Source organism: Streptomyces canus, assembly GCF_001514145.1.
GTDB classification, from domain to species: Bacteria; Actinomycetota; Actinomycetes; order Streptomycetales; family Streptomycetaceae; genus Streptomyces; species Streptomyces canus.
This window is the reverse complement of the sequence record NZ_KQ948658.1, coordinates 769,851-796,756: the sequence shown is the minus strand read 5'-3', so window position 1 is coordinate 796,756 and position 26,906 is coordinate 769,851. Positions and strand designations below refer to the sequence as shown.

Below are 26,906 nucleotides of genomic sequence, written 5' to 3'. Positions count from 1 at the left end.
GGAGGCGAACAATCACAGGGTGTCGAGCGCCTTGACGTACTCGTTCAGGTCACGGGCGTCCGGCAGGGCGTTGACGACGGTCCAGCGGACCACGCCCTCCTTGTCGATGACGAAGGTGCCGCGCACCGCGCAGCCCTTGTCCTCGGCGAAGACGCCGTAGGCGCGGGAGACCTCGCCGTGCGGCCAGAAGTCGCTCAGCAGCGGGTACTCCAGGCCTTCCTGCTCGGCGAAGACGCGCAGGGTGTGGATGGAGTCGTTGGAGACGGCGAGCAGCTGGGTGTCGCGCTCGGAGAACTGCGGCAGGTTGTCACGCAGCTCGCACAGCTCACCGGTGCACACGCCGGTGAAGGCGAAGGGGTAGAAGAGCAGCACGACGTTCTTGCTGCCACGGAAGTCGGACAGCTTCACGGCCCGGCCGTGGTTGTCCTTGAGCTCGAAGTCGGGGGCCTTTTCGCCGACCTGGATCGCCATCGCGTGGATGTCCCTTCGGGGGGCTGTTCGAGTGACGCAACCACCCTACGCAGCGATCACCACGGGTATGCGGACGGGCCGGTCGCGCCGGCCCGTCCGGTCCCACAGGGCTACTTCTTGGACTTGGCCGCCTTGGGCGTCACCAGCCGGCTGCCGCTCCAGTCCTTGCCCACGCTGACGCTCTTGGAGGCGGACAGGCCTGCCGTCGTCGCGGCTTCGGAGATGTCGCTCGGCTCCACGTAGCCGTCCCGGCCGGTCTTCGGCGTCAGCAGCAGGATCGAGCCGCCCTCCTCGATGTACGTGGTGGCATCCACCAGCACATCGGTCAGGTCGCCGTCCTCGTCACGGAACCAGAGCACCACGGCATCGGCGACGTCGTCGTAATCCTCGTCCACAAGGTCGCTGCCGATGACTTGCTCGATGGCCTCGCGGAGTTCCTGGTCTACGTCGTCGTCGTAGCCGATCTCCTGGACCACCTGCTCGGGCTGGAACCCCAGCCTCACGGCAGGGCTCGTCTCCGCGTGGTCCGCGGTCGCGCTCACGGGTTGCCTCCTGATCATGTCTTGATGAGTGTTCTAGCCACGCGCGTGCGCGAAGCGTTGGCCGTAGTCCACACGGGCGGGACGGATCGCGCAAGTACCCGGCGTTTCAGACCGCCGAAACGGTGACGTTCCGGAACGTGTCGACGCAACTCCAGGCACATCATCGCGGTTGCGTCGTGACGCATGCCACACCTTTCTGCCCTCTTTGCGTGTTTGGGAACCATACCCGGGCCCGGAGCCCCGGGTTACCACGGAGTAGAGATGACGTTTGGCCCCCCGAGGTACACGATGGGGAGCGGTGCAGACGTACAGAAATACGGCCCTCTGACAGGTAAGGAACAGCGTGGCTTCCGGATCCGATCGCAACCCGATCATCATTGGCGGCCTTCCGAGTCAGGTTCCTGACTTCGACCCCGAGGAAACCCAGGAGTGGCTCGACTCCCTCGACGCCGCCGTGGACGAGCGCGGCCGGGAGCGGGCCCGCTATCTGATGCTGCGACTCATCGAGCGGGCCCGCGAGAAGCGCGTGGCCGTGCCCGAGATGCGCAGCACGGACTACGTCAACACGATCCCCACCAGGGCGGAGCCGTTCTTCCCGGGCAACGAGGAGATCGAGCGGAAGATCCTGAACGCCACCCGGTGGAACGCGGCCGTGATGGTCTCGCGTGCCCAGCGTCCCGGGATCGGCGTCGGCGGCCACATCGCCACCTTCGCCTCCTCCGCGTCCCTCTACGACGTCGGCTTCAACCACTTCTTCCGTGGCAAGGACGAGGGCGACGGCGGCGACCAGGTCTTCTTCCAGGGCCACGCCTCTCCGGGCATCTACGCGCGCGCGTTCCTGCTGGACCGGCTCAGCGAGGACAACCTCGACGGGTTCCGCCAGGAGAAGTCGAAGGCCCCGCACGGACTGTCCTCGTACCCGCACCCGCGGCTGATGCCGGACTTCTGGGAGTTCCCGACCGTGTCGATGGGCCTCGGCCCGATCGGCGCGATCTATCAGGCGCGGATGAACCGTTACATGCACGCGCGCGAGATCGCCGACACCTCCAAGTCCCATGTGTGGGCGTTCCTCGGCGACGGTGAGATGGACGAGCCGGAGTCGCTCGGCCAGCTGACCATCGCCGCGCGCGAGGGCCTGGACAACCTGACCTTCGTCGTCAACTGCAACCTGCAGCGCCTCGACGGCCCGGTGCGTGGCAACGGCAAGGTCATCCAGGAGCTGGAGTCGGTCTTCCGCGGCGCCGGCTGGAACGTGATCAAGCTGATCTGGGACCGCACCTGGGACCCGCTGCTCGCGCAGGACCGCGACGGCATCCTCGTCAACCGGATGAACACCACCCCGGACGGCCAGTTCCAGACCTACGCCACCGAGTCCGGCGCCTACATCCGCGATCACTTCTTCGGCGACGACCAGCGCCTGCGCGCGATGGTCGAGGGCATGACCGACGACCAGATCCTGCACCTGGGCCGCGGCGGTCACGACCACAAGAAGATCTACGCGGCGTTCAAGGCGGCCGTGGAGCACAAGGGCCAGCCGACGGTCATCCTCGCCAAGACCGTCAAGGGCTGGACGCTGGGGCCCAACTTCGAGGGCCGCAACGCCACGCACCAGATGAAGAAGCTGACGGTCGACGACCTCAAGGGCTTCCGCGACCGGCTGCACCTGCCGATCTCCGACAAGGAGCTGGAGTCGGGCGCGCCGCCCTACTACCACCCGGGCCGGGACTCGGAGGAGATCCAGTACATGCACGACCGCCGGCTGGGTCTCGGCGGTTACGTCCCGACGCGTGTCGTGCGCTCCAAGCCGCTCGCGCTGCCGGGCGACAAGACGTACGCGTCCGTGAAGAAGGGCTCGGGTCAGCAGTCGATCGCCACGACCATGGCGTTCGTACGACTGCTCAAGGACCTCATGCGGGACAAGGAGCTCGGCAAGCGGTTCGTGCTGATCGCGCCGGACGAGTACCGCACCTTCGGCATGGACTCGTTCTTCCCGAGTGCGAAGATCTACAACCCGCTCGGGCAGCAGTACGAGTCGGTCGACCGTGAACTGCTGCTCGCGTACAAGGAGTCGCCGACCGGGCAGATGCTGCACGACGGCATCTCCGAGGCGGGCTGCACGGCGTCGCTGATCGCGGCGGGTTCGGCGTACGCCACGCACGGCGAGCCGCTGATCCCGGTGTACGTCTTCTACTCGATGTTCGGTTTCCAGCGCACCGGCGACCAGTTCTGGCAGATGTCGGACCAGCTGGCGCGCGGTTTCGTGCTGGGTGCGACCGCGGGCCGTACGACTCTGACCGGTGAGGGTCTGCAGCACGCGGACGGGCACTCGCAGCTGCTCGCCTCGACCAACCCGGGCTGTGTGGCGTACGACCCGGCGTTCGGGTTCGAGATCGCGCACATCGTGCAGGACGGTCTGCGTCGGATGTACGGCCCGGACAGCGAGGACGTCTTCTACTACCTCACCGTCTACAACGAGCCCATCCGGCACCCGGCCGAGCCCGCGAACGTGGACGCCGAGGGCATCATCAAGGGCGTCTACCGGTTCTCCGAGGGCACGTCGGGGTCGATCCCGGCGCAGATCATGGCGTCCGGTGTGGCCGTGCCGTGGGCGGTCGAGGCGCAGAAGATCCTCGCCGAGGAGTGGAACGTCAAGGCGGACGTCTGGTCGGCCACCTCCTGGAACGAACTGCGGCGCGAGGCCGTGGCCTGCGAGGAGTACAACCTGCTGCACCCGGAGGAGGAGCAGCGGGTGCCGTACGTGACGCGGAAGCTGGCCGGGGCGCAGGGGCCGTTCGTGGCGGTGTCCGACTGGATGCGCGCGGTTCCCGACCAGATCGCGCGGTGGGTGCCGGGCACGTACCAGTCGCTGGGAGCGGACGGGTTCGGCTTCGCGGACACCCGGGGCGCGGCGCGGCGGTTCTTCCACATCGACGCCCAGTCGATCGTGGTGGGTGTGCTGACGGAGCTGGCGCGGGAGGGCAAGGTGGACCGTTCGGTGCTGAAGCAGGCGATCGACCGGTACCAGCTGCTGGACGTCTCGGCGGCGGACCCGGGGGCCGCGGGCGGCGACGCGTAACCGCTGCGCTCGGCCGGAACGGACGAAGGGCGGTGGAGCTGTGGCTCCACCGCCCTTCACCGTTTCCCTACGATGCGGTCATGAAGGAACAGTCGGCGCAGGTCCGTTGGGAACAGCACACCCAGCGGCCCCTTCTGGCGCTCGCGGTGCTGTTCGCCGTCGCCTATGCCGTGCCGATCGTGGACACCTCGGCGGGACGGTCGTTGACGGCGGTGTGCACGGTGGTCGAGTGGGTGGTGTGGGGGGTCTTCGCCGTCGACTACCTCGTGCGGCTGTCGCTCGCGCGGGACCGGCGCGCTTTCGTACGGCGGCACTGGATGGACCTGTGTGCCGTGGTGCTGCCGCTCATACAGCCGCTGCGGCTGCTGCGCCTCGTCTCCACGCTCCTGCTGGTGGGGCAGCGGGCGCGGATGGCCTCGCAGATCCGGGTGACGACGTATGTGGCCGGGGCGGTCGTGGGACTGCTGATGTTCGGGTCGCTGGCGGTGCTCTCGGTGGAACGGGACGCGCCGAACGGGAACATCCGCACGTTGGGTGACGCGGTGTGGTGGTCCTTCACGACCATGACGACGGTGGGCTACGGCGACCATGCCCCGACCACCGGACTGGGCCGGATGGTCGCGGTCGGGCTGATGCTCTCCGGGATCGCCCTGCTGGGTGTGGTGACCGCGAACATCGCCGCCTGGTTCATCGAACGGTTCGAGAAGGACGACGTGGAGGAACGACGGCAGACGGAGGCGATCCAGTCCCTGACGGAGGAAGTACGGGCCCTGCGCGCGGAGGTCGCGGCCCTACGGAAGACGTCCGTCGGCGGTTGAGGGAGGCTCTGGCCCGTTAGACGCGGGGGGGGGCCGCCGGCTTGTCGCCATGCGCAGACCGGCACGCTCCGGGGACACCCGGGCGGGGATGCCCCGCCACCACGGCCGCGGGCCACCGCCCCGACCACGGAGCCGCGCGAGCCGCCCGAGCGCGCGACATCGCCCCGGCGCACCCCGGCGGGCTGCCCCGCCGCCACGCCGCGAACGTCCGCACCTACCGCAACCACGGTCGCCGGCCACCGCCCCCAACCACGCAGCCGCGCGAGCCGCCCGAGCGCGCGACATCGCCCCGGCGCACCCCGGCGGGCTGCCCCGCCGCCACGCCGCGAACGTCCGCACGCGGGTTTGCAGCGTCGGCGTGAACGAACGCGCAGACCTGGGCCACCGCAATCACGGTCGCGGACCGCTGCCCCCGACCACCGAACCGCGTGAGACCACCCGAGCGTGGGGCGTCGCTCCAGCGCACCCCGGCGGGCTGCCTCGCCGCACGACGCGGACGTCCGCACCTACCGCAACCACGGTCGCCGGCCACCGCCCCCAACCACGCAGCCGCGCGAGCCGCCCGAGCGCGCAGCATCGTCCCGGCGGGCTGCCCCGCCGCCACGACACGGACGTCCGCACCCGGGTCGGCGCGAACGAACGCGCAGACCTGGGCCACCGCGACCACGGCCGCGGACCACCCCAGCGCCGCGCACCTCAGTCGGCAGCGCGAGAGCGGGCCCCCGGTCGTCCCACCGGGGGCCCTTCCCTCACGCGCCCCGGGTCAGAACAACCCGCTGCCCGGGGTGGCCGCTCCGACGAGCCAGATGATCGCCAGGAGCGTGTCGATGGCGCCCAGTACGAAGGCGACCAGAGCAGGCCAGGCACGGTTGCCGCCCGACCAGGTGCGGCCCATGGCGAGCCAGCCGCAGACGATCGCGACGGGGCCGAGGATGATCCCCAGCACGAAGAATCCCGCGATCGCGCAGATGACTCCGATGATTCCGAGCGTCGCGCGATCCGGCCCGGTCCGTGACCACGTCCGGCCACGTGATCGGGGGTACCTGCGCGTTCCGTGTCCGAAGCCCGCCATCATCAACTCCCTGACACCCTTGGTTGGTTGGGTTCGTCTCGGGTTCAACGATGCGAGTACCCCCGGCACAGCAGTTAATCCTCCGGCCTTGCGGCGCGCCGCCCCCCTCCGGCAGCGCGCCGCAGCGCCGTCCGTCCTCCCATGTCGTGCGGAGGACTTGACCCACTGTGACCTGCGGCGCGTACCGAGGGCGAGAAATCTTTAGCCTCTTCACCCTGATAGGCGAAGAACCCTGAAGTCCCGTCAGGTGCCGGACCAGGCGTCAGACGTGCCCCACGCCCGCGCCCGCCTCCGCGTTCTCGCCGCGCTTGGTGAGCAGGGCGACGAACACCGCCACCACCGCGACCCCGGCGGCGACCAGGGACGCCAGGCTCATGCCGGAGATGAAGGTGTCGTGGGCGACGTCGGTGATCTTCGCGACGACCGCCTCCGGGGTCCCCTTGGCGACCGGGGCCACGCCCACCTGGACGGCCTCGGACGCCTGGTCCAGCTGGGCCGGCGTGAGCGCCGGCAGACCCGCGCCCTTCCAATTGGCCGCGAGGTCGCCATCCACCTTGGAGGCCATCACGGCGCCGAGGACGGCCGTACCGAGGCTGCCGCCGATCTGCATCGCGGCCTGCTGGAGACCGCCGGCCACACCGGAGAGCTCCATCGGCGCGTTGCCCACGATGACCTCGGTGGCGCCCACCATCACGGGCGCGAGACCGAGACCCAGCAGGGCGAACCAGAGCGACATCACGGCGCTGCCGGTGTCCGTCTCCAGCGTGGACATCCCGAACATGGCGATCGCGACGGAGGCCATGCCACCGGCCAGGGGCACCCTCGGGCCGAGCTTGGTGATCATGGCGCCCGCGAGCGGGGAGCCCACGATCATCATCCCGGTGAGCGGGAGCAGATGGAGACCGGCGTCGATCGGGCTCATACCGTGCACGTTCTGCAGGTAGAAGGTCACGAAGAACAGGCCGCCCATGAACGCGATCGCCATCAGGACCATGAGGACCACACCCGCCGACAGCGCCACCGAGCGGAACAGCGCGAGCGGGATCAGCGGCTCCTTGACCTTCGTCTCCCAGACGGCGAACAGGACGAACCCCACGAGGGAGACGGCGATGAAGGTCCAGGTCAGTCCGTCGCCCCAGCCCCAGGTCGGGGCCTTGATGAGCGCCCACACCAGGCAGAACATGGCGGCGGACAGCAGGGCTATACCCAGGATGTCGAAGGAGCGCGGGGCGTTCTCGGCGCGGTGGTCGAGCAGGATCAGCACGCCGAGGACGAGGGCGAGGACACCCACCGGCACGTTGATGAAGAACACCGACTGCCAGTTGACGTGCTCGACGAGGACACCGCCGAGGATCGGGCCGCCGGCGGTGGAGGCCCCGATGACCATGCCCCAGATACCGATGGCCATGTTGAGCTTCTCGGCCGGGAAGGTGGCCCGCAGCAGACCGAGCGCGGCCGGCATCAGCAGGGCGCCGAACAGTCCCTGGCAGACGCGGAAAATGACGACCGCGCCGATGCTGCTGGACAGTCCGATCGCACCCGAGGCGGCGGCGAAGCCGACGACACCGATCAGGAAGGTCTGGCGGTGGCCGAAGCGGTCACCGAGCTTGCCCGCGGTGATCAGGGCGACCGCCAGGGCGAGGAAATAGCCGTTGGTGATCCACTGGACGTCCGCGAAGCTCGCCTTGAGGTCGGCCTGGATGGCCGGGTTGGCGATGGCCACGATGGTGCCGTCGAGGGCCACCATCATGACCCCGACGGCCACGGTCAGCAGGGTGAGCCAAGGGTGGCCGCGCAGCCCGGTGGCGGGCGGCTGATCCGGCGAGGCTGATGACGCCCCGTCCCCCGGGCCCGTCGTGTCGATCGTCTGACTAGTCATGCGATCGAGGCTAATGACAGCCACTGACAATTGACAAACCAATTCACAAGTCGGTAACTGACACCAATGGAAACACTCCGCGAACGCAAGAAGCAGCGCACCCGAGAGGCACTGCTGCGGGCCGCCATCGAGCTCTTCACCACCGAGGGCTACGAGCGGACGACCGTCGACGACATCGCCGACGCGGTCGAGGTCTCGCAGCGCACCTTCTTCCGGTACTTCGCCGGCAAGGAGGATGCGGCGCTGGCTCTCGACGAGATGACGGTGACGCGCTTCGTCGACGCCGTACGCGCGCGTCCGTCGCACGAACCCCCGCTGGAGGCGCTGCGCCAGGCCGTGCTGGAGGGCTGGGACACCCTGCACGAGGTCGTCGAATCGGTCGTGCCGGTGGAGCGGTTCCTGGCGATGTACCGGGTGATCGAGTCGACACCGGTCCTGCTCGCCGCCCATCTGCGGCGCTCGGCGGAGGTCGAGGAGGTGCTCACGCGCGTGCTCGCCGAACGCGAGGGCCTCGACGCGGCCACCGACCCGCGACCCAGGCTGCTGGTGGCCGTCTTCAGCGGTGTGATGCGGGTGACGGAACGGCAGTGGCTGACCGACGGGGAGTTCAGTGTGGAGGCCATGCGCGAGCTGACGGTCTCGCACCTGGAACTGCTCGGCCCCGCGCTGACCGGCAAGTGGTTCCCTTACACCAAAACGTGATCCCCGTCACTGGATTAACCCGAGACCGTCCCGTTCTCCTAGTGTGTCCTTTCAGTGACTTCCTTCGACACCTCCCCGCAACTCAACGTCTGGCGCGCACTGCTCGCGCTGGCCGTGGTGTTCGTGATGCTGGCGACCACCGGCTGGACCGCGCTGCGCAACCAGAGGGAGGCCACTCCCCTGCAGGCCTCGCTCGAATCCTGGGCGCACGGTCGCCTGCACGGACATCCGCTGCCCGACCCGGACACCGCTCCCGACCGGCTCACGCACTTCTTCGCGTCGCTCACCTCCCAGGAGCGGGTCCGCCTCGCCCAGCGCTACCCGCTCGCGGTCGGCAACATGAACGGCGCCCCCGTCAAGCTGCGCTACCAGGCCAACCGCCTCGCGCTCCTGCGGGCCCGTGCCGTGGAGCGCACCCGCATGCACGACCCCCGGCTCACGCCGGCCGGTCAGCAGGAGGCGGGCCGCCGTATGCACCGCTTCGAGTCGCTGACGGCCCCGGAGCGCCACATCCTCGCTTTCGACCCCGACGGCTCCGGCCGGGTCGCCGAGGTCTTCGGCGATCTCGGCACGGCGGAGCGGATCTCCCTCGTCGTGCCCGGCGTCGACACCGACCTGCTCACCTTCCAGCGCACCAGCCGCAGCTACTCCGCGCCGGTCGGCATGGCCAAGGCCCTCTACCGGGCCGAGCGTGCGGCGAGTCCTGCCACGCGTACGGCGGTGATCGCCTGGGCCGACTACACGGCACCCGCAGGACTGGGCATCGACTCGGCCACCGCGATGCGCGCCGAGACCGGCGCCGTCCGGCTGAACGCGCTGGTGCGCGCACTGCCCGGCGCCTCGCCGGTCTCCCTGTTCTGCCACAGCTACGGCTCCGTGGTGTGCGGGGTGGCCGCGCACACGCTGCCCGACCGGGTGGCCGACATCGCGGTGGCCGGCAGCCCCGGGATGCGGGTCGCCAACGCCTCCCATCTGCGCACCACCGCCCATGTGTGGGCGATGCGGGACGCCGACGACTGGATCCAGGACGTGCCGTACATGGAGGTCGGCGGGCTCGGCCACGGCGCCGACCCGGTGTCCTCCGCGTTCGGCGCGCGCGTGCTGTCCGCGCGGGGTGCGGACGGTCACGCCGGTTACTTCGAGCCCGGAACGGAGAGCCTGCTCAACTTCGCCGAGATCGGCATTGGCGCGTACCGCTCGGTGCAGTGCGCCCACGAGGACGAAGCCTGTCGCGCCGGTTTGTCCGGCACGGCCACGGCCGGACGCGCGTAGAGACTGCAGGAACTGCGGTCTGCGCGAGGAGGGACGAAGGAGCTCGTGCCGAATACGATGACCCGCATGGGTGACGTACTGGCCGGATTTCATGCCGCCTGGGAGTTCGAGTCCGACTCCGTGCTCATCCGCTACGAACGGGGAATTCGAACACCGAAGCTCTTCCAGGCGCTGGGTGAGCGGCGGATCCCCCTGGAGGCGATCTCCGGGGTGACGCTGACTCCCGGCAAGCGGGGCACGGTGGTGTTGCACGCCGAGCCGCGACCGGGGGCGGACCCGCTCATGGAGGCGGCGGCGGGGCAGCTGAAGGAAGGGTGCGATCCGTACCGGCTGGTGCTGCCGGGCGACAAGGAGACGCTCGCCGAGTACTACGCGGACGAGTTGCGCACGCTCCTGAAGGAGGACGACGAGCCTGCGGAACGGTTCCTGGTGCCGGCGCCCGAGGTGCCGTTGCAGTTCAAGGCGTACGACGGGAAGGCGTCCTTCGACGGCCGTACCGTGCGCTTCCGGTGGTTCTGGACGGGAGCGTCCTCCGCGAAGTGGAAGGCCGGCGACCAGAGTTTCCCGGTGTCCGAGCTGACCGGGGTGGAGTGGCGGTCGCCGGAGGTCTTCGAGGGTCATCTGCGGCTGCTGCGCGGGGAGCCGGGGCCGGTGCAGGCGGATCAGGATCCGGCGGCGGTGGTGTTCGGACTGGGGTACGGGCCCGTCCATGAGTCGCTGCCGTTCGCGGCGGCGGTCCTGTCGGCCGTACGCCAACGGGGGCCCGCGGCGGTGGTCCCGGCCGCGACCGCGCCGCGCCGGGACCCCGCGGATATCGCCGAACGGATTCGCCATCTCGGGGAGCTGCATCAGGCCGGACTGGTCACCGACGAGGAGTTCTCCGTGAAGAAGGCGGAGTTGCTGGCGGAGCTCTAGCTCACTCCCGGCCCGCGGACGAGAACCGCATGTCCGCGTACCGGTCCCCGGCCACCTGTGCCGCGATCGGCTCCAGGAGCTCCAGCTCCTCCTTGGTGAGCTCGATGCCCGTCGCCGCCGCGTTCTCCTCCACCCTGGCGGGCTTGCGGGTGCCCGGGATCGGGATCACCGGGAGGTCGTGCACCGTCGTCTGTTGCTGGACCCAGGCCAGGGCGATCTGGCCCAGGGAGACGCCGTGGGCCTCGGCGACGGTACGGATCGGCTCCAGCAGGGCCGCGTTCGCCGCCGCGTTCTCGCCGGTGAAGCGGGGCTGCTGGCGGCGGAAGTCGTCGGCGGTGAGGTCCTTGTCGGCGTTGGTGAAGGACCCGGTGAGGAAGCCGCGCCCGAGCGGTGAGTACGGCACGAGCGCCACGCCCAGCTCGCGGGCCGCCGGGACCACCTTGGCCTCGATGTCCCGGCTGAACAGGGACCACTCCGACTGCACGGCGGCGATGGGGTGCACCGCCTGCGCCGCACGCAGCTCAGAGGCGGTGACCTCGCTCAACCCCAGGTGCTTGACCTTGCCCTCGCGCACCAGCTCGGCCATGGTGCCGACGGACTCCACGATCGGCACGTGGAGATCGCGCCGGTGCATGTAGTAGAGGTCGATCGCGTCGACGTCGAGGCGCTTCAGGCTCGCCTCGACGGCCTGGCGGATGTACGGCGGGTCGTTGCGGATGATCCGCCGGGTCGGGTCCTCCGGAGGGATCGACAGGGCGAACTTGGTGGCGATCACGACCTCGTCGCGGTGGGCCTTGAAGAACGGCGACAGGAACTTCTCGTTCTCCCCGTTGCCGTAGGCGTCCGCCGTGTCGTAGAGCGTGATGCCGAGTTCCAGGGCCCGCTCCAGGGTGGCCCGGGACTCCTTCGCGTCCGTGGGGCCGTACGCGAAGCTCATGCCCATGCAGCCGAGTCCCTGGACGCCGACCTCGGGACCGGTGTCGCCGAGCCGTGCGGTCGGGATCGTGCCGTCCGTCATCCTGCTTTCTCCGTTTCATAGGTGCGACCGGCGTCGGCGTAGAAGCTGATCTTCCGGTCGAGCACGGCGAGCGTGTCCTGGAGCTCCGCGATCCGGGACAGAACGTCCCGGCGGGTCGTCTCCAGGAGCTCGAACCGTTCGGTGAACGTGTGGTCGCCCTCCCGCACCAGTTCCGCGTAGCGCACCATGTCGGCGACCGGCATGCCGGTGAGCCGGAGCTTGCCGACGAGGTCGAGCCAGTCGAGGTCGCGGTTGCTGTAGCGACGCTGGCCGGTGTGCGAGCGGTCGATGTGCGGCATCAGCCCGATGCGCTCGTACCAGCGCAAAGTGTGCGCGGTCAGGCCGGTGAAGTCGACGACCTCGCTGATCGTGTAGCTGTCCTGTCCCGCCGGACGCCGGTGGGGGTGCGGCGGAGCCGCGCAGCTGTCGGTCCTGGTACCTGTGGTCTCCATCACCGTCATGACCCCAACGCTATGGCCTTGGAGTGCACTCTAAGCAAGCGGAACCGGTAAGAAATCGGCAGGACGGCTCTCGGATGCGATCGCTACCGTGCGGTGCATGAGTCTCGTACGCCGTGCCACGACCGAGGACGCCGAAGAAGTACTGCGGCTGCGCCAGGTGATGATCGATGCTCTGCCCGGCGGCGACAGCTCCACAGCGTGGCACACCGAGGCGCTGCCGTCGCTGCGGGGGAGGCTGGCCGCGGCCGACGGGGACTTCGCGGCCTTCGTCGTCGACCACCCGGACCGGCCGGGGACGCTGGCGGCACTGGTGGTGGGGACGGTCGACTACCGGATCGGGAAGGCGGCCAATCCGCACGGCCTGGCCGGGTACGTCTTCAGCGTCGCCACCGACCCGGACGCGCGTCGGCGCGGCTACGCGCGCGCGTGCATGGACGAACTGCTGGCGTGGTTCCGCGAGCGGGGCGCCGGTCAGGTCATGCTGACCGCGTCCCCGGAGGCCGAGCCGCTCTACGTCTCCCTCGGGTTCGTCCACAAGCCGGACCCCACGATGATGCTGACGCTCTGAGCGGCTTAGGCTCGACGGCATGTCCTTGCAGAGCCTCGCGTTGATCGAAAACTGGCCGGTTCCCACCGCTGCGGCGGGGGTGGTGCGCGGCGACGGGACGGTCCTCGGGACCCATGGCCCGGTCGGCCGGCGCTTCCCGCTGGCCTCGGTCACCAAGCCGCTCGCCGCGTACGCCGTCCTCGTCGCGTACGAGGAGGGGGCGATCGAGCTCGACGAGCCGGCCGGGCCGAGCGGATCGACGGTGCGTCACCTGCTCGCGCACACCTCGGGGCTGGCCTTCGACGAGCACCGGGTGACGGCTGCTCCCGGGGAGCGGCGGCTGTACTCGAACGCGGGTTTCGAGCAGCTCGGCGACCATGTCGCCAAGGCGGCGGACATTCCGTTCGCGGAGTATCTGCGGCAGGCGGTGCTGGAGCCGCTGGGCATGGCGTCGACGTCCCTGGAGGGCTCCCCCGCGAAGGACGGCGTGTCGACGGTCGAGGACCTTCTCAGGTTCGCGGCGGAGGTGCAGGCGCCACGGCTCCTGGACCCGCGCACGGTCGCGGAGGTGATGACGGTCCAGTACCCGGGCACGAAGGGCGTACTGCCCGGCTACGGCCACCAGAACCCCAACGACTGGGGCCTCGGCTTCGAGATCCGCGACGGCAAGTCCCCCCACTGGACCGGCTCTTCGTCCTCGCCGCGCACCTTCGGGCACTTCGGCCAGTCCGGCACGTTCCTGTGGGTCGACCCGGACGCGGGGGCGGCCTGTGTGGCGCTGACGGACCGCGCGTTCGGACCGTGGGCGGTCGAGGCGTGGCCGGCGTTCACCGACGCCGTCCTGGCCGAGCTCTAGGACATCTCCCACACCAGCAGCTCGGCCGGGGTCGCCGCCATGACGTCCAGCTCCTTGGCCTCGGTGACCCGGGCCGCGTCGCCCGGCCCCAACTCCTCGCCGTCCAGCCGCACTTCGCCCCGCACGACATGGACGTACAGGTACCGCCCGTCCGGCACCGCGGTCCGCTCCCCCGCGGCCAGCCGCCGCACGTGGAGCATCGCACCCGCCTCCGAAACGGCGTACGGCGTCGAGTCGGCGATCCCGCGGACGATCTCGTACGACGGCTCGCCGCCCGGCTCCAGGGGCGCCAGCCAGGTCTGCACGAAGGTCAGCGGAGTCTCGGCGTCGTTGCGCTCGACGTGCCGGACGCCGGCCGCGGCGCTGAGCCGCTGGACGTCACCGGCCCGTACGACGGTCTCGTGCCCCGTCGAGTCCCGGTGCGTCAGCTCCCCCTCGACCACCCACGTCACGATCTCGGTGTGGCTGTGCGGATGCTCGTCGAACCCGGCGCCGGGCACGAGTCGCTCCTCGTTGCAGGCGATCAGCGCGCCGAAGCGGAGGTTGTCGGGGTCGTAGTGCGGCCCGAACGAGAAGGCGTGCCACGACTCGATCCCGGCCCCGGGATCCCCGCCTGGGTAACGCTCCGTCGCGCGCCGTACGTCCGTCACGGGACCACGGTAGTCCCCGGGCGGTCCGCAGTCGGTACCCGGCGGCGCGCGTCGACGTCCGGATAAGGCAGTCTTGTCCCGTGCCCGAACCCGAACACCGCAAGTCCGACCCCGACGCGCCCGGCGTCCACGCCCATGTCGCGACCCTGAAGCGGCTGGAGAAGTCGTCCGGGTCTCTCGCGCAGCAGGCCATCGCGCGCATGGACGAGACGCTGCCGTGGTACCGGGCCATGCCTCCGGAGAACCGTTCCTGGATCGGGCTGGTCGCCCAGGCCGGTATCGCCGCCTTCACCGAGTGGTTCCGGCATCCGGACGCGCCGCAGGCCATCTCCACCGACGTGTTCGGGACCGCTCCCCGTGAGCTGACCCGGGCCATCACGCTCCGGCAGACCGTGGAGATGGTGCGCACCACCATCGAGGTCATGGAGAGCGCGATCGACGAGGTCGCCGCACCCGGCGACGAGTCCGTGCTGCGTGAGGCCCTGCTCGTGTACGCCCGCGAGATCGCCTTCGCCACCGCTCAGGTCTACGCCCAGGCCGCCGAGGCACGCGGTGCCTGGGACGCCCGGCTGGAGTCGCTCGTCGTGAACGCCGTGCTCAGCGGTGAGGCCGACGAGGGGGCCGTGAGCAGGGCCGCCGCGCTGGGCTGGAACGCTCCCGAGCATGTGTGCGTCCTCCTCGGCACGGCTCCCGACGGTGACTCCGAGCTGACCGTCGAGGCCATCCGGCGGGCCGCCCGACACGCCAAGCTCCAGGTGCTGACCGGGGTGCTCGGCTCCCGGCTGGTCGTCATCGCGGGCGGCAGCGACAACCCCCTCGCCGTGGCCAAGTCGCTGATCGGGCCCTATGCGGCCGGACCCGTGGTCGCGGGGCCCGTCGTACCCGATCTGCTCGCCGCCACCCGGTCCGCGCAGGCCGCCGCCGCGGGGCTCAAGGCGTGTTCCGCCTGGCAGGACGCCCCGCGCCCGGTCCTGGCGGACGACCTGCTTCCGGAACGCGCGATGGCCGGGGATCCCGCTGCGCGCCAGCAGTTGGTGGAGGAGATCTACAGACCACTGGAGGAGGCCGGTTCCGCGCTCCTCGAGACGCTCTCCGTCTACCTCGAACAGGCGTCCAGTCTGGAGGGCGCGGCCCGGATGCTCTTCGTGCATCCCAACACCGTGCGCTACCGGCTTCGACGTGTGACTGACGTCACCGGCTGGTCGCCCTCCGATGTACGTTCGGCGTTCACCTTGCGGATCGCGCTCATCCTGGGGCGTCTGGCCGACGGGGATCCCCAGCCCTAGGCTTTTGTCGGGGCCCCACAAAACCCCTCCATGTTCTTCGTCCCTGTCCCCACGGGCGGCTTGGGCCGCCCTCAAGAGAGAGTGTGAGAGTGCTCGTACTCGTCGCTCCCGGCCAGGGCGCCCAGACGCCCGGCTTCCTGACCCCCTGGCTCGAACTCCCCGGTGCCGCGGACCGCGTCGCCGCGTGGTCCGACGCCATCGGCCTGGACCTTGCCCACTACGGCACACAGGCCGACGCGGACGCCATCCGTGACACCGCGGTGGCCCAGCCGCTGCTGGTCGCGGCCGGGATCCTGTCCGCCTCGGCACTCGGTGCCATCACCGACATCGCCCCCGGCGCGGTCGCGGGGCACAGTGTCGGTGAGATCACCGCCGCCGCCTTCGCGGGCGTTCTGGACGACACCGCCGCCCTCACCCTCGTACGCAAGCGGGGGCTGGCCATGGCCGACGCCGCCGCGATCACCGAGACCGGCATGTCGGCGCTGCTCGGCGGCGACCCCGAGGTCTCCGTCGCGCACCTGGAGAAGCTCGGTCTGACCCCGGCGAACGTCAACGGCGCGGGGCAGATCGTCGCCGCGGGCACGCTGGAGCAGCTCGCGGTCCTGAACGACGACAAGCCCGAGGGCGTCCGCAAGGTCGTCCCGCTCAAGGTCGCCGGCGCCTTCCACACGCACCACATGGCTCCCGCGGTCGACGCGCTCGCCAAGGCCGCCGCCGACCTGACGCCGGCCGACCCGACGGTCACCTACGTCTCCAACAAGGACGGCCAGGCCGTCGCCACCGGCGCCGAGGTGCTGGAGCGACTGGTCGGGCAGGTCGCCAACCCGGTGCGCTGGGACCTGTGCATGGAGACGTTCAAGCAGCTCGGCGCCACCGCGTTCATCGAGGTCTCCCCCGGCGGCACGCTGGTCGGCCTCGCCAAGCGCGCGCTGCCCGGCGTCAAGACGCTGGCACTGAAGACCCCCGAGGACCTCGACGCTGCTCGCGAGCTCATCGCCGAGCACGGTGCCTGAGAAGGAGCACGAGAGCATGTCGAAGATCAAGCCCAGCAAGGGCGCCCCGTACGCGCGCATCCTAGGTGTCGGCGGCTACCGCCCGACCCGGGTCGTGCCGAACGAGGTGATCCTCGAGACGATCGACTCGTCCGACGAGTGGATCCGCTCGCGCTCCGGCATCGAGACCCGGCACTGGGCGAACGCCGAGGAGACCGTCGCCGCGATGTCGATCGAGGCGTCCGGCAAGGCGATCGCCGACGCCGGGATCTCCGCCGAACAGATCGGCGGCGTGATCGTCTCGACCGTCTCGCACTTCAAGCAGACGCCGGCCGTGGCGACGGAGATCGCCGACAAGCTGGGCACGAACAAGGCCGCCGCGTTCGACATCTCGGCGGGCTGCGCGGGCTTCGGCTACGGCCTCACCCTCGCCAAGGGCATGATCGTCGAGGGCTCGGCGGAGTACGTCCTCGTCATCGGTGTCGAGCGGCTGTCCGACCTGACCGACCTGGAGGACCGCGCCACGGCCTTCCTGTTCGGCGACGGTGCCGGCGCGGTCGTGGTGGGCCCCGCCCAGGAGCCGGCCATCGGCCCCACCGTCTGGGGCTCCGAGGGCGACAAGTCCGAGACGATCAAGCAGACCGTGGCGTGGACCGAGTACGACTCCACGGGCAAGTTCCCTGCGATCACGCAGGAGGGCCAAGCGGTGTTCCGCTGGGCCGTGTTCGAGATGGCGAAGGTCGCCCAGCAGGCGCTGGACGCGGCCGGGATCAGCCCGGACGACCTGGACGTCTTCATTCCCCACCAGGCCAACGAGCGGATCATCGACTCGATGGTGAAGACGCTGAAGCTGCCGGCGCACGTCACGGTCGCGCGTGACGTGCGCACCACCGGCAACACCTCGGCCGCCTCGATCCCGCTCGCCATGGAGCGGCTCCTGGCGACCGGCGAGGCGAAGAGCGGCGACACCGCGCTCGTCATCGGATTCGGGGCGGGTCTCGTCTACGCCGCCACTGTCGTTACCCTCCCCTAGGCACTCCGTGCCGGATCGATCGGTCCGGGACGGGAAGCACTGCCAACCCTCTGGATAAGAAAACGAAGGAGCGCCCAATGGCCGCCACTCAGGAAGAGATCGTCGCCGGTCTTGCCGACATCGTGAACGAGATCGCCGGCATCCCGGTTGAGGACGTCCAGCTGGACAAGTCCTTCACCGACGACCTGGACGTCGACTCGCTGTCCATGGTCGAGGTCGTCGTCGCCGCTGAAGAGCGCTTCGACGTCAAGATCCCGGACGACGACGTCAAGAACCTCAAGACGGTCGGCGACGCGACCGACTACATCCTCAAGCACCAGGCCTGAGTCTCCCGGGCTCCCTCCGGAGCCCTCCAGGCCGGACGTGCCGGCCCCGCCACCCGGCGGTGGCGCCGCTTAATCCTCGTAACGTTGGAGAAAGATTTCCCGTGAGCCCGACCAATCGCACCGTGGTCGTCACCGGTATCGGCGCAACCACACCGCTGGGTGGCGACGCAGCCTCTACCTGGGAGGGTCTGGTCGCCGGCAAGTCCGGCGTCAAGCCCCTGGAGCAGGAGTGGGCCGCTGAGCAGGCGGTCCGCATCGCCGCGCAGATCGCGGTGGAGCCGACCGAGGTGATTCCCCGCCCGCAGGCCCGCCGTCTCGACCGCTCGGCGCAGTTCGCGCTGATCGCGGCCAAGGAGGCGTGGGCCGACGCGGGCTTCGAAGCCAAGGCCGGCGAGGACGACAAGGTCGACCCCGACCGTCTCGGCGCCGTCATCGCCTCCGGCATCGGTGGCGTGACGACCCTGCTCGACCAGTACGACGTGCTCAAGGAGAAGGGCGTCCGCCGCGTCTCCCCGCACACCGTGCCGATGCTGATGCCCAACGGCCCGTCCGCCAACGTGGGTCTGCTGGTGGGCGCCCGCGCGGGCGTGCACACCCCGGTCTCCGCCTGTGCGTCGGGCGCCGAGGCCATCGGCTACGGCATCGAGATGATCCGTACCGGCCGCGCCGACGTCGTCGTCGCCGGTGGCACGGAGGCGGCGATCCACCCGCTGCCCATCGCCGCGTTCGGCAACATGATGGCGATGTCCAAGAACAACGAGAACCCCGAGGGCGCCTCGCGGCCCTACGACATCGCCCGGGACGGCTTCGTCCTCGGCGAGGGCGCCGGTGTCGTCGTCCTGGAGTCCGCCGAGCACGCCGCCGCGCGCGGTGCGCGGGTGTACGCCGAGGCGGTGGGTCAGGGCGTCTCCGCCGACGCCCACGACATCGTGCAGCCGGAGCCCGAGGGGCGTGGCATCTCGCGCGCGCTCGAGAACCTGCTGGCCAGCACCGACCTGGACCCGGCGGAGATCGTGCACGTCAACGCGCACGCCACGTCCACCCCGGCCGGTGACATCGCCGAGCTCAAGGCGCTGCGGAAGGTGTTCGGCGACGACGCCGACCACATGGCCGTGTCCGCCACCAAGTCGATGACCGGTCACCTGCTGGGTGGCGCGGGCGGCGTGGAGACGGTCGCGACGGTGCTCGCCCTGTACCACCGGGTGGCTCCGCCGACCATCAACGTCGAGAACCTCGACCCGGAGGCCGAGGCCAACGCCGACGTCGTCCGCGGCGAGGCCCGCAAGCTGCCCGTGGAGGGCCGTATCGCCGCGCTGAACGACTCGTTCGGGTTCGGCGGGCACAACGTGGTGCTGGCGTTCCGTACGGTCTGAGATCGTTCGTACGCAACTGAAGGGCCCCCACCGGTCGGTGGGGGCCCTTCACGTGTGCGGAGACCTCAGACGACCTGGTGCAGCCAGCGGACCGGGGCGCCCTCACCGGCATACCTGAAGGGCTCCAGTTCGTCGTCCCAGGGCTTGCCGAGGAGCTTGGCCAGCTCGGCCTCCAGGTCCGTCTCCCCGCGCTGCGAGCGGGTCAGGGCCGCGCGCAGACGGTCCTCCGGGATCAGGATGTCGCCGTGGATGCCCGTGACGGCGTGGAAGATGCCCAGTTCCGGAGTGCAGCTGTAGCGCTCGCCCTCGGCGGTGGCGCAGGGCTCGGCCGTGACCTCGAAGCGCAGCAGGTGCCAGCCTCTGAGGGCCGACGCGAGCTTGGACGCCGTGCCTGCCTCGCCCTTCCAGGAGAACTCCGAGCGCCAGGTGCCCGGTGCGGCCGGCTGCCGGATCCAGTCGAGGTTGACGCGCGTGCCGAGCACCCCGGCGACGGCCCACTCGACGTGCGGGCACAGCGCGCGCGGCGCGGAGTGCACGTACAGAACTCCACGTGTCGTCACCGGGACCTCCGGGCAGAGCGGGACAAGTCTTGCTGGCCGGCATGGCGGCGATGCCGGCCAGCCACGTTGATGGCGAGGCTACCGTGCGGCGGGGCAAGGAGTGTGACGTACCGTCGGTCCCAGTGCCCCGAAACGCCCGGCATTCACCCGGCAGGACGCTAGTACGGGTGTCGATCGTTCCCTCGCGGTCACCGGGAACTCTTATGCGTTGTTATGAGAGGACCATCATTTTCACGAGGGGAACACCACGGATGCGCAAGCAGGGCCCCCGTTCACGGGCCGTCGTCGCCGTCCTGACGGCGGCTCTCCTGGGCGTCACCGGGTGTGACGCGGTGGGGGGCGACTCGGCGGGACCCACCCAGAAGGCCAAACCCTCACCGAAGCCCACTCCGGCGTGGGACAGCAGCCCGGCTTCGATAGCCGCTGTCGGCGACTCCATCACGCGCGGTTTCGACGCCTGCGGGATCCTGAAGGACTGCCCCGACGTGTCCTGGGCCACCGGCGCCAGCACCCAGGTCGACTCTCTCGCCGTACGGCTGCTGGGGCGGGCGAAGGCGGCCGAGCGCAGCTGGAACTACGCGGTGTCCGGGGCCCGGATGGCCGATCTCTCCGGGCAGATGGCACAGGCGGCGGCGCGGACGCCCGCTCTGGTGACGGTGATGGTGGGCGCCAACGACGCCTGCCGGGACTCCACGGCGGCGATGACCTCGGTGTCCGCGTTCCGGTCCGGCTTCGAGGACGCGCTGAGCGTGCTGCGCAAGCAGGCGCCCAAGGCGCAGGTGTACGTGGCGAGCGTGCCGAACCTCAAGCGGCTGTGGTCCGAGGGCCGCGCCAATCCGCTGGGCAAGCAGGTGTGGAAGCTGGGCGTGTGTCCGTCGATGCTGGCCGACGCGGACGCCCTGGACGCGGCGGCGACCGAGCGGCGGGACACCGTGCAGGACCGGGTGGAGGCCTACAACTCCGTACTGAAGGACGTGTGCGCCGAGGACGAGCACTGCCGGTACGACGGGGGCGCGGTGTACGACTACCGGTTCGGCACCGACCAGCTCAGCCACTGGGACTGGTTCCACCCGAGTGTGAACGGACAGGCGCGTCTGGCGGAGATCGCATACCGCAAGGTCAGGTCCGTGACTTAAAGTTCCGCACATGAACGAACTCTTCGCCACACTTTCCGACGGCACCCCGGTTCACCGCTGGACCCTGGAGCGCGCGGGCGTCCGCGTGCGGATCCTGTCGTACGGCGGGATCGTGCAGTCGGTCGAGGTTCCGGACCGGGACGGGCGGACGGCGGACGTGGTGCTGGGGTTCGCCGAGCTGGAGGGGTATCTGGAGCACTCCGGTCCGTATCTCGGCGCCTTCATCGGGCGGTACGCCAACCGGATCGCGGGCGGCCGCTTCGAGCTCGACGGGCTGACCTACGCCCTCGCCCCCAACAACGCGCCCAACTCCCTGCACGGCGGCGAGCGCGGTTTCGACAAGCGGGTGTGGGACATGGAGCCCGCCGGCGAGCACGGGGTGCGGCTGAGCCGGGTCAGCGCGCACGGCGAGGAGGGCTTCCCGGGGCGCCTCGAGGTCTCGGGGACGTACAGCCTGGACGAGTCGGGCGCGCTGCGGATCTCGTACGAGGCGGTCACCGACGCGCCGACCATCGTCAACCTGACCAATCACAGCTACTTCAACCTGGCCGGCTCCGGGAACGCGGGCGGGCACGAACTGCGGATCGACGCCTCGCGGTTCACCCCGGTCGACGCCGATCTGATCCCGACCGGGATCGAGGAGGTCGCGGACACCCGCTTCGACTTCCGTCGGACGCGCAAGGTCGGCGCGGGCTACGACCACAACTTCGTGCTCGACAAGGGGATCACCGAAGGGGCCGTCGAGGTCGCCGAATTGTCCGACCCCGCATCCGGCCGGGTGCTGACGGTGGCGACCACCGAGCCGGGTCTCCAGCTGTACACCGCGGACCATCTGCCCGAGCCCTTCGCGCCCGGCGACGGCATCGCGCTGGAGACCCAGCACTTCCCCGACTCCCCGAACCGGCCGGAGTTCCCGAGCACGGTGCTGCGGCCGGGAGAGACCTATCGCTCGGAGACGGTCTACGGATTCACGACCCGGTAGACACGGACGAGCCCCGGCCCAGGGGTCAGGTCCCGGGCCGGGGCTGCTTGTGTGAGGGCTGTGCCCTCTCGGATCAGACGTTAATCGTCGCGGTGACCCGGCGGTCGCCGATCGAGCGCCCCACCTGGATTTCGTACGAACCCTTCACATACGACCACGATGAGGTCTTCTCGTCCCAGATCTCGAAGGCCCGGCGCGGGATCTCCACGGTGACCTCGACGCTCTCGCCGGGACCGGCCGCGGTCCCCGCGAATCCGGCGAGCCGGCGGGCCGGGCGCTCGGCGTCGGGCCCGGCGGGCGCCAGATAGACCTGGACGACCTCACGGCCCGCGCGGGAACCGGAGTTGCGCAGCCGGACCCGGACGGTGGTGCCGCGGACCTCGACGGACTCGTAGGTCCAGTCGGTGTAGCCGAGGCCGTGGCCGAAGGGGTAGGCCGGGGTGCGGCCCTCCTTCTCCCAGGCCGTGTATCCGATGAACACGCCCTCCTTGTAAGGGAGTTCGCCGTCCGCTGGATCGACCCGGGTGACCGGGGCGTCGGCCAGGGTGCCCCAGGTGGTGGGGAGGCGGCCGCCTGGCTCGTGGGCGCCGGTCAGCACGTCGGCGAGGGCCGCGCCCCCTTCCTGGCCGGGGAACCAGCCGAGCAGGACGGCGGCGACGTCCTCGCGCCACGGCAGCTCCACCGGGGAGCCGGAGTTGACGACCACGACGGTGTTCGGGTTGGCGGCGGCGACCGCGCGGACCAGCTCGTCCTGGCGGCCCGGCAGCGCGAGGTCCTTGCGGTCGTAGCCTTCGGACTCGACGCGCTCGGTGGTGGCGACCACGACGACGGCCGTGTCGGCGTCGCGCGCCGCCTCGACGGCCTCGGCGATCAGTTCGTCGGGGTCGCGCCGTGGGTCCTGGTGGGCGAGGGAGAACGTGACGACCTTCATCGGGATGTCCTCGGGGAGGACGACGACGTGGGTGAGGGAGACCTCGATCGGCTCGCCCGCGGTCAGTTCGACCTGGGCACGGGGCTCGGGGGCGCCGAAGAAGGTGACGAAGGGGTCGTCCGTGTCGGTGCGCTGGACGTCGTCGTAGTACGTCGTGCCGTCGACGGCCAGCTTGAAGGCGCCGAGTCCCTTGATGCCGAAGGTGTGGGTGCCGCTCTCGCGCGGGGTGAAGGTGCCCGTCAACTCGACCGTGTGCAGCCGGTCGTGGGTGACACCCTCGGGGAGGTCCGAACCCATCCACTGGATCTGGCCGCTGGGCACCGAGGTCGCGCCGATGACCTCGCCGGCCGCGTCCCGGCAGACCGCTTCGAGGCTGAACCCCTTGTCGGCGGCGGCGAGTTCGGTGTTGGGGTCGGCGCCGACGGCGTAGCTGAGGGTGCCCTCGGGGAGGGCGGCGGTGAGGCCGTCGAGCGGGGAGACGATCCGGTCCGGGAAGACGGTGGCGGAGCCGCCGCCGAGGACACGGGCGTCGCGGGCGGCGGCGCCGATGAGGGCGACCGTGCCGGCCTTCAGCGGGAGCGCGCCCTGGTTGCGGACCAGCACGAAGGAGCGGCGGGCGATCTCGCGGGCCAGTTCGATGCCGTCGACGGTCTCCGGAAGCTCGGTGACGACGGGTTCGGCACCGTCCAGGATGCCGACGCGGGCGGTGAGCCGCAGCACATTGCGTACGGCGGTGTCGACCGCGCTCTCCTCGACCTCCCCGTCCCGCACGGCCTGGGCGAGAGCCTCGCCGTAGACGGTCGTCGGGCCGGGCATGGCGACGTCGAGGCCGCCCTCGATGGCGGCCTTGGTGGAGCGGGCGGCCATCCAGTCGGAGACGTTGTAGCCGTCGAATCCCCATTCGCCGCGCAGGACTTCGTTGACCAGGTGGTGGTGCTCGGTCATCGTCGTGCCGTTGACCGTGTTGTAGGCGGTCATGATGCCCCACGGGTGGGCGTTCTCGACGATGAGCTCGAAGGGCGCCAGGTACAGCTCGCGCAGGGCGCGTTCGGAGACCAGGTTGTTCACCGTGAAGCGGTCGGTCTCGGCGTCGTTGGCGACGAAGTGCTTGACGGTGGTGCCGACACCGCCCTCCTGTACGCCGGTGACGTACCCGGCGCCGATCCGTCCGGTCAGGTACGGGTCCTCGCTGTAGGCCTCGAAGTGGCGGCCGCCGAGCGGGGAGCGGTGGAGGTTGACGGTGGGGGCGAGGAGGACGTGGACGCCCTTGCGGCGGGCCTCCTGGGCGAGCAGCACCCCTGCGCGGCGGGCGAGTTCCGGGTCCCAGCCGGCGGCCAGCGCGGTCGGGGAGGGCAGGGCGATCGACGGGTCGTCGGCGCTCCAGCGCACGCCCCGGACACCGATCGGGCCGTCCGACATGACGAGGGAGTCCAGGCCGATCTCGGGGAGCGCGGGCAGGGTCCACATGTCCTGGCCCGACAGGAGCCTTGCCTTGGCATCGAGGTCGAGCCCTGCCAGCGCCGCCTCGACGGCCGCCTCGCGGGCCTGGTCGGCGGGAGTGGGTGCCGCCATGTCGGTGCCTCCTCGTTGAAGTCCGTGCGGGGCCTCTCATCGTGCATCGATTACCTGGTGAGTGGTAGGTTTCGTTATATTGCTGTTACATATCGCTTATCCGGATGTCGTACGGTGACGCCATGAACGCCAGGACCAGAAGCGAGGAGCGCCGGGCCGAGATCGTCCGGGCGGCCCTGGAGGTCATCGCCGAGCGCGGCTACCGGGGCGCGAGCCTGGCCGCGGTGGCCGACCGGGTCGGGCTGACCCAGCAGGGGCTGCTGCACCACTTCCCGACGAAGGACGCGCTGCTGGTCGCGGTGCTGGAGGAGCGGGACAAGTGGGACGCGGTGCCGAACGGCAGCTGGCGGGTCGACCTGCTCGCCTCGCTCGTCGAGTACAACGCGATGCGGCCGGGGATCATCCAGACCTTCTCGGCGCTGCTCGGCGAGAGCGTGACGGAAGGGCATCCGGCACGGGAGTACTTCACCGACCGCTACACCCGGGTGCGCGCGTCGATGACGGTGGCCCTCCGCGCCGAGTACGGCGACCGGCTCCCCAACGGGCTGAGCCCCGAACGCACCGCGCCGCTGCTGGTCGCGGTCATGGACGGCCTGCAGTACCAGTGGCTGCTGGACCCGGAGTCGGTGGACATGCCCGGGGCGTTCCGGGACTTCCTGCGACTGCTGGGCGAGACGGCGGAGTGAGGGTCACCGACTCCAGGCGACGGCTAGTGTCTTGCTCACCACGCAGACGACGGCGAAGGCGAACGCCCAGACGTGGGCTCCGGCGGCGAACAGGGCGAGCGCGCCCGCCCCGAACCAGAACACCTCGAAGCCGACGCGACCGGCGCCCCTGGCCTTGTACTTCGCGCGCGGTGAGCCGAACAGCGCCCACAGGGCGACGAGTACGGCGGGTGCGGCGAGACCGAGCAGCCAGGACGCGCCGACGTCCTGGGTGAAACCCCAGTACGCGGCACCCGCCAGGGCACCGAGCTCGATCAGGAAGAGAACGCCCAGGTTGGCTGCCTTCATGGGCGGAAGTATCACCCGCCCGTCGGCACCGCCGCCACGATTTCGATCTCGATCCGCGCCTCCGGCCGAAAGAGCCGGGACACCTCGAAGGTCATGCTGGTGGGCGGGGTGCCGGTGAGGAACTCCCGTCGTACCGCGCCGTATTCCTCCAGTTCGGAGATGTCGGTGAGACAGGTGCGGATGTTGATCACGTCGGACAGGCTCGCCCCGTGCGCCTCCAGCAGCGCGGCGAGGGTCTCGAAGACGCCCCGGGACTGCTCGGCGAGCGTGGCACCCTCGGCGATCTGGCCGGAGACGAACAACAGGGCGCTGCCGTCGGCCTGTTCGACGCGGGCGACCTGGGAGTAGTAGGGGCTGAGCGGCTGGGGCGCGCCGGCGGGGTTGTCGAGGGTGATCTGCATGCCGTCGACGCTAGGTCCGCCCTTGCGATGCGACAAGCGAATGTCCAGCATGGCTGCCATGCCGAACCCGCATCGCACCGCTCTTCCTCCCGACCTCGCCACCGTCTGGCTGCGGGTCTTCCTGGAGGTCGCCCGGCACGAGTCGTTCACCGTGGCCGCGCGCACCCTGGGCTGGACGCAGTCGGCGGTGTCCCGGCAGATCTCCTCGCTGGAGGCGGCGCTGGGCGGGGCGCCGCTGTTCGACCGGCTGCCGCGGGGCGTACGGCTGACGGAGGCCGGGCGGGCGCTCGTGCCGTACGCGCAGACCGTCACCGGGGCGCTGCACGCGGCCGCGCGCGAACTGGCCGCGCTGCGTGAAGTGGCGGGCGGGCGACTGCGGTTCGGGGCGTTCCCGACGGCGGACGCGGCGCTGGTCCCGCACGCCCTCGGCGCCTTCCGCACCCGCCATCCCGGTGTGCGGGTCTCCCGCGAGGAGGGGCTCACGCCGTCACTCCTCGACCGGCTCACCGAGGGGCGGCTGGATCTCGCGGTCGTCTCCACGACGGGCGGCGCACCGCTGTCGGCATACGAACTGCGCCATCTGCTCGACGAGTCGCTGTACGTCGCCGTCCCGGCCGGACATCCGCTGGTGGGTGAGGGCGGCGGCCCGGTGCGGCTCGGGCGGCTCGCGGACGCCGACTGGATCTCCGGGAGCCCTCGCCCCGAGGGGACGCTTCTCGACGCGGCTCTGCGGCAGGGCTTCCGGCCGCGGATCGCGCATGTCGTCGGCGAGTGGACCGCCAAGCAGGGGTACGTCGCCGCGGGGCTCGGCGTGACGCTGGTACCGGCGCTCGCCGCGGAGTCCGTGCGGCCGGACGTCGTGCTGCTGCCGGTGCTCGACGAGGGGGCTCCGGCGCGGGCGGTGTACGCGGCGGTGCTGCGGGGCCGGTCGCCGTCGCCGGCCGTGGAGGCGTTCGTCGGAGTGCTGCGGGAGGCGGCGGGGCGGATTCCCGGTACGTCGGCCCCTATGGCGTAGACCACTT

Annotated in this window: 27 protein-coding genes; 16 read left to right on the top strand and 11 right to left on the bottom strand. The window is 70.5% G+C overall.

The window, feature by feature from the left end; genetic code table 11:
- Window positions 1-12 precede the first annotated feature (12 nt).
- Window positions 13-471: a peroxiredoxin gene (locus tag AQJ46_RS13000; RefSeq protein WP_059205702.1), complete on the bottom strand. Its 459-nt coding sequence runs from the start codon at window positions 469-471 to the stop codon at window positions 13-15.
- Window positions 472-581: 110 nt separating this feature from the next.
- Window positions 582-1,013 carry a DUF3052 domain-containing protein gene (locus AQJ46_RS12995; protein WP_020116104.1) on the bottom strand — a complete coding sequence of 144 codons (432 nt, stop codon included), beginning with the start codon at window positions 1,011-1,013 and terminating at the stop codon, window positions 582-584.
- Window positions 1,014-1,356: 343 nt separating this feature from the next.
- On the opposite strand from AQJ46_RS12995, the gene aceE reads away from it, so the two are divergent.
- Both aceE and AQJ46_RS12985 read left to right on the top strand, forming a co-directional pair.
- Window positions 1,357-4,089, top strand: coding sequence for a pyruvate dehydrogenase (acetyl-transferring), homodimeric type (gene aceE / locus AQJ46_RS12990; protein WP_059205701.1), 2,733 nt, complete (start codon window positions 1,357-1,359; stop codon window positions 4,087-4,089).
- Between the two features lie 80 nt (window positions 4,090-4,169).
- Window positions 4,170-4,907: a potassium channel family protein gene (locus AQJ46_RS12985; protein WP_059205862.1), complete on the top strand. Its 738-nt coding sequence runs from the start codon at window positions 4,170-4,172 to the stop codon at window positions 4,905-4,907.
- Window positions 4,908-5,670: 763 nt separating this feature from the next.
- On the opposite strand, the gene AQJ46_RS12980 is transcribed toward AQJ46_RS12985, so the two are convergent.
- Together AQJ46_RS12980 and AQJ46_RS12975 are read right to left on the bottom strand one after the other, a co-directional pair.
- Window positions 5,671-5,982, bottom strand: coding sequence for a hypothetical protein (locus AQJ46_RS12980; protein WP_057615275.1), 312 nt, complete (start codon window positions 5,980-5,982; stop codon window positions 5,671-5,673).
- A 259-nt stretch (window positions 5,983-6,241) separates the two neighbouring features.
- Window positions 6,242-7,858, bottom strand: coding sequence for an MFS transporter (locus tag AQJ46_RS12975; protein WP_059205700.1), 1,617 nt, complete (start codon window positions 7,856-7,858; stop codon window positions 6,242-6,244).
- A gap of 66 nt (window positions 7,859-7,924) precedes the next feature.
- Here AQJ46_RS12975 and AQJ46_RS12970 point away from each other — a divergent pair, with 66 nt between their 5' ends.
- The 3 genes from AQJ46_RS12970 to AQJ46_RS12960 are packed head-to-tail and all read left to right on the top strand — an operon-like array spanning window position 7,925 to window position 10,747.
- The gene (locus AQJ46_RS12970; RefSeq protein WP_059205699.1) at window positions 7,925-8,560 is read left to right on the top strand and encodes a TetR family transcriptional regulator; all 636 of its coding nucleotides are present in this window, start codon (window positions 7,925-7,927) and stop codon (window positions 8,558-8,560) included.
- A 54-nt stretch (window positions 8,561-8,614) separates the two neighbouring features.
- Window positions 8,615-9,832, top strand: coding sequence for an alpha/beta hydrolase (locus AQJ46_RS12965; RefSeq protein WP_059205698.1), 1,218 nt, complete (start codon window positions 8,615-8,617; stop codon window positions 9,830-9,832).
- A gap of 57 nt (window positions 9,833-9,889) precedes the next feature.
- Entirely contained in the window at window positions 9,890-10,747 is an 858-nt protein-coding gene (locus AQJ46_RS12960) for a DUF4429 domain-containing protein (RefSeq protein ID WP_059205697.1), read from the top strand.
- A 1-nt stretch (window position 10,748) separates the two neighbouring features.
- On the opposite strand, the gene AQJ46_RS12955 is transcribed toward AQJ46_RS12960, so the two are convergent.
- Entirely contained in the window at window positions 10,749-11,765 is a 1,017-nt protein-coding gene (locus AQJ46_RS12955) for an aldo/keto reductase (protein ID WP_059205696.1), read from the bottom strand.
- A complete protein-coding gene (locus AQJ46_RS12950; protein ID WP_057615289.1) occupies window positions 11,762-12,226 on the bottom strand; it encodes a MerR family transcriptional regulator in 465 nt (154 codons plus the stop codon). The genes AQJ46_RS12955 and AQJ46_RS12950 overlap by 4 nt, the downstream gene beginning before the upstream one ends.
- Window positions 12,227-12,323: 97 nt before the next feature.
- On the opposite strand from AQJ46_RS12950, the gene AQJ46_RS12945 reads away from it, so the two are divergent.
- Both AQJ46_RS12945 and AQJ46_RS12940 read left to right on the top strand, forming a co-directional pair.
- Complete coding sequence (locus AQJ46_RS12945; RefSeq protein WP_059205695.1) at window positions 12,324-12,794, top strand: GNAT family N-acetyltransferase; 471 nt, start codon at window positions 12,324-12,326, stop codon at window positions 12,792-12,794.
- 19 nt (window positions 12,795-12,813) lie between these two features.
- A complete protein-coding gene (locus tag AQJ46_RS12940; protein WP_059205694.1) occupies window positions 12,814-13,629 on the top strand; it encodes a serine hydrolase domain-containing protein in 816 nt (271 codons plus the stop codon).
- Here AQJ46_RS12940 and AQJ46_RS12935 read toward each other — a convergent pair.
- Window positions 13,626-14,279, bottom strand: a complete 654-nt coding sequence (locus tag AQJ46_RS12935; protein WP_059205693.1) for a pirin family protein — start codon at window positions 14,277-14,279, stop codon at window positions 13,626-13,628. The two genes, AQJ46_RS12940 and AQJ46_RS12935, sit on opposite strands and share 4 nt — an antisense overlap.
- An 80-nt stretch (window positions 14,280-14,359) precedes the next feature.
- Here AQJ46_RS12935 and AQJ46_RS12930 point away from each other — a divergent pair, with 80 nt between their 5' ends.
- The 5 genes from AQJ46_RS12930 (at window position 14,360) to fabF (ending at window position 19,289) form a co-directional block, all read left to right on the top strand.
- Entirely contained in the window at window positions 14,360-15,565 is a 1,206-nt protein-coding gene (locus AQJ46_RS12930) for a PucR family transcriptional regulator (protein ID WP_059205692.1), read from the top strand.
- A gap of 89 nt (window positions 15,566-15,654) precedes the next feature.
- Window positions 15,655-16,578, top strand: a complete 924-nt coding sequence (locus AQJ46_RS12925) for an ACP S-malonyltransferase (protein ID WP_059205691.1) — start codon at window positions 15,655-15,657, stop codon at window positions 16,576-16,578.
- A 16-nt stretch (window positions 16,579-16,594) separates the two neighbouring features.
- Window positions 16,595-17,590: a ketoacyl-ACP synthase III gene (locus AQJ46_RS12920; RefSeq protein WP_059205690.1), complete on the top strand. Its 996-nt coding sequence runs from the start codon at window positions 16,595-16,597 to the stop codon at window positions 17,588-17,590.
- 77 nt (window positions 17,591-17,667) lie between these two features.
- Window positions 17,668-17,916 (top strand): acyl carrier protein, encoded by a 249-nt coding sequence (locus tag AQJ46_RS12915; RefSeq protein ID WP_007381745.1) that lies wholly within the window; start codon window positions 17,668-17,670, stop codon window positions 17,914-17,916.
- A gap of 101 nt (window positions 17,917-18,017) precedes the next feature.
- A complete protein-coding gene (fabF, locus tag AQJ46_RS12910) occupies window positions 18,018-19,289 on the top strand; it encodes a beta-ketoacyl-ACP synthase II (RefSeq protein WP_059205689.1) in 1,272 nt (423 codons plus the stop codon).
- Between the two features lie 65 nt (window positions 19,290-19,354).
- On the opposite strand, the gene AQJ46_RS12905 is transcribed toward fabF, so the two are convergent.
- The gene (locus AQJ46_RS12905; protein WP_057615313.1) at window positions 19,355-19,849 is read right to left on the bottom strand and encodes a DUF3145 domain-containing protein; all 495 of its coding nucleotides are present in this window, start codon (window positions 19,847-19,849) and stop codon (window positions 19,355-19,357) included.
- A gap of 251 nt (window positions 19,850-20,100) precedes the next feature.
- On the opposite strand from AQJ46_RS12905, the gene AQJ46_RS12900 reads away from it, so the two are divergent.
- Both AQJ46_RS12900 and AQJ46_RS12895 read left to right on the top strand, forming a co-directional pair.
- Window positions 20,101-20,985 carry an SGNH/GDSL hydrolase family protein gene (locus AQJ46_RS12900; RefSeq protein ID WP_059205688.1) on the top strand — a complete coding sequence of 295 codons (885 nt, stop codon included), beginning with the start codon at window positions 20,101-20,103 and terminating at the stop codon, window positions 20,983-20,985.
- A gap of 10 nt (window positions 20,986-20,995) precedes the next feature.
- Window positions 20,996-21,967, top strand: a complete 972-nt coding sequence (locus AQJ46_RS12895; RefSeq protein ID WP_059205687.1) for an aldose epimerase family protein — start codon at window positions 20,996-20,998, stop codon at window positions 21,965-21,967.
- Window positions 21,968-22,040: 73 nt separating this feature from the next.
- Here the strand turns inward: AQJ46_RS12895 and AQJ46_RS12890 are convergent, their stop codons facing one another.
- Window positions 22,041-24,470, bottom strand: coding sequence for a beta-glucosidase (locus AQJ46_RS12890; protein ID WP_059205686.1), 2,430 nt, complete (start codon window positions 24,468-24,470; stop codon window positions 22,041-22,043).
- Between the two features lie 104 nt (window positions 24,471-24,574).
- Between AQJ46_RS12890 and AQJ46_RS12885 the strand changes: the two genes are divergently transcribed.
- A complete protein-coding gene (locus tag AQJ46_RS12885; RefSeq protein WP_059205685.1) occupies window positions 24,575-25,156 on the top strand; it encodes a TetR/AcrR family transcriptional regulator in 582 nt (193 codons plus the stop codon).
- Window positions 25,157-25,159: 3 nt separating this feature from the next.
- On the opposite strand, the gene AQJ46_RS12880 is transcribed toward AQJ46_RS12885, so the two are convergent.
- The gene (locus AQJ46_RS12880; protein ID WP_059205684.1) at window positions 25,160-25,483 is read right to left on the bottom strand and encodes a YrdB family protein; all 324 of its coding nucleotides are present in this window, start codon (window positions 25,481-25,483) and stop codon (window positions 25,160-25,162) included.
- Between the two features lie 11 nt (window positions 25,484-25,494).
- Window positions 25,495-25,884 carry a RidA family protein gene (locus tag AQJ46_RS12875; RefSeq protein ID WP_059205861.1) on the bottom strand — a complete coding sequence of 130 codons (390 nt, stop codon included), beginning with the start codon at window positions 25,882-25,884 and terminating at the stop codon, window positions 25,495-25,497.
- Between the two features lie 58 nt (window positions 25,885-25,942).
- Between AQJ46_RS12875 and AQJ46_RS12870 the strand changes: the two genes are divergently transcribed.
- Window positions 25,943-26,899 (top strand): LysR family transcriptional regulator, encoded by a 957-nt coding sequence (locus AQJ46_RS12870; RefSeq protein ID WP_059205860.1) that lies wholly within the window; start codon window positions 25,943-25,945, stop codon window positions 26,897-26,899.
- The last annotated feature ends 7 nt before the right edge of the window (window positions 26,900-26,906 follow it).

What these genes read in the sequence shown, in the direction of transcription:
- AQJ46_RS12940 (WP_059205694.1), top strand. Translation starts at nt 12,814, where the DNA reads ATGTCCTTGCAGAGCCTCGCGTTGATCGAAAACTGGCCGGTTCCCACC.
- AQJ46_RS12950 (WP_057615289.1), bottom strand. Translation starts at nt 12,226, where the DNA reads ATGACGGTGATGGAGACCACAGGTACCAGGACCGACAGCTGCGCGGCT.
- AQJ46_RS12945 (WP_059205695.1), top strand. Translation starts at nt 12,324, where the DNA reads ATGAGTCTCGTACGCCGTGCCACGACCGAGGACGCCGAAGAAGTACTG.
- AQJ46_RS12885 (WP_059205685.1), top strand. Translation starts at nt 24,575, where the DNA reads ATGTCGTACGGTGACGCCATGAACGCCAGGACCAGAAGCGAGGAGCGC.
- AQJ46_RS12985 (WP_059205862.1), top strand. Translation starts at nt 4,170, where the DNA reads ATGAAGGAACAGTCGGCGCAGGTCCGTTGGGAACAGCACACCCAGCGG.
- AQJ46_RS12870 (WP_059205860.1), top strand. Translation starts at nt 25,943, where the DNA reads ATGCCGAACCCGCATCGCACCGCTCTTCCTCCCGACCTCGCCACCGTC.
- AQJ46_RS12880 (WP_059205684.1), bottom strand. Translation starts at nt 25,483, where the DNA reads ATGAAGGCAGCCAACCTGGGCGTTCTCTTCCTGATCGAGCTCGGTGCC.
- AQJ46_RS12960 (WP_059205697.1), top strand. Translation starts at nt 9,890, where the DNA reads ATGACCCGCATGGGTGACGTACTGGCCGGATTTCATGCCGCCTGGGAG.
- AQJ46_RS12980 (WP_057615275.1), bottom strand. Translation starts at nt 5,982, where the DNA reads ATGATGGCGGGCTTCGGACACGGAACGCGCAGGTACCCCCGATCACGT.
- AQJ46_RS12975 (WP_059205700.1), bottom strand. Translation starts at nt 7,858, where the DNA reads ATGACTAGTCAGACGATCGACACGACGGGCCCGGGGGACGGGGCGTCA.
- AQJ46_RS12895 (WP_059205687.1), top strand. Translation starts at nt 20,996, where the DNA reads ATGAACGAACTCTTCGCCACACTTTCCGACGGCACCCCGGTTCACCGC.
- AQJ46_RS12890 (WP_059205686.1), bottom strand. Translation starts at nt 24,470, where the DNA reads ATGGCGGCACCCACTCCCGCCGACCAGGCCCGCGAGGCGGCCGTCGAG.
- AQJ46_RS12970 (WP_059205699.1), top strand. Translation starts at nt 7,925, where the DNA reads ATGGAAACACTCCGCGAACGCAAGAAGCAGCGCACCCGAGAGGCACTG.
- AQJ46_RS12955 (WP_059205696.1), bottom strand. Translation starts at nt 11,765, where the DNA reads ATGACGGACGGCACGATCCCGACCGCACGGCTCGGCGACACCGGTCCC.
- AQJ46_RS12875 (WP_059205861.1), bottom strand. Translation starts at nt 25,884, where the DNA reads ATGCAGATCACCCTCGACAACCCCGCCGGCGCGCCCCAGCCGCTCAGC.
- AQJ46_RS13000 (WP_059205702.1), bottom strand. Translation starts at nt 471, where the DNA reads ATGGCGATCCAGGTCGGCGAAAAGGCCCCCGACTTCGAGCTCAAGGAC.
- AQJ46_RS12920 (WP_059205690.1), top strand. Translation starts at nt 16,595, where the DNA reads ATGTCGAAGATCAAGCCCAGCAAGGGCGCCCCGTACGCGCGCATCCTA.
- AQJ46_RS12900 (WP_059205688.1), top strand. Translation starts at nt 20,101, where the DNA reads ATGCGCAAGCAGGGCCCCCGTTCACGGGCCGTCGTCGCCGTCCTGACG.
- AQJ46_RS12915 (WP_007381745.1), top strand. Translation starts at nt 17,668, where the DNA reads ATGGCCGCCACTCAGGAAGAGATCGTCGCCGGTCTTGCCGACATCGTG.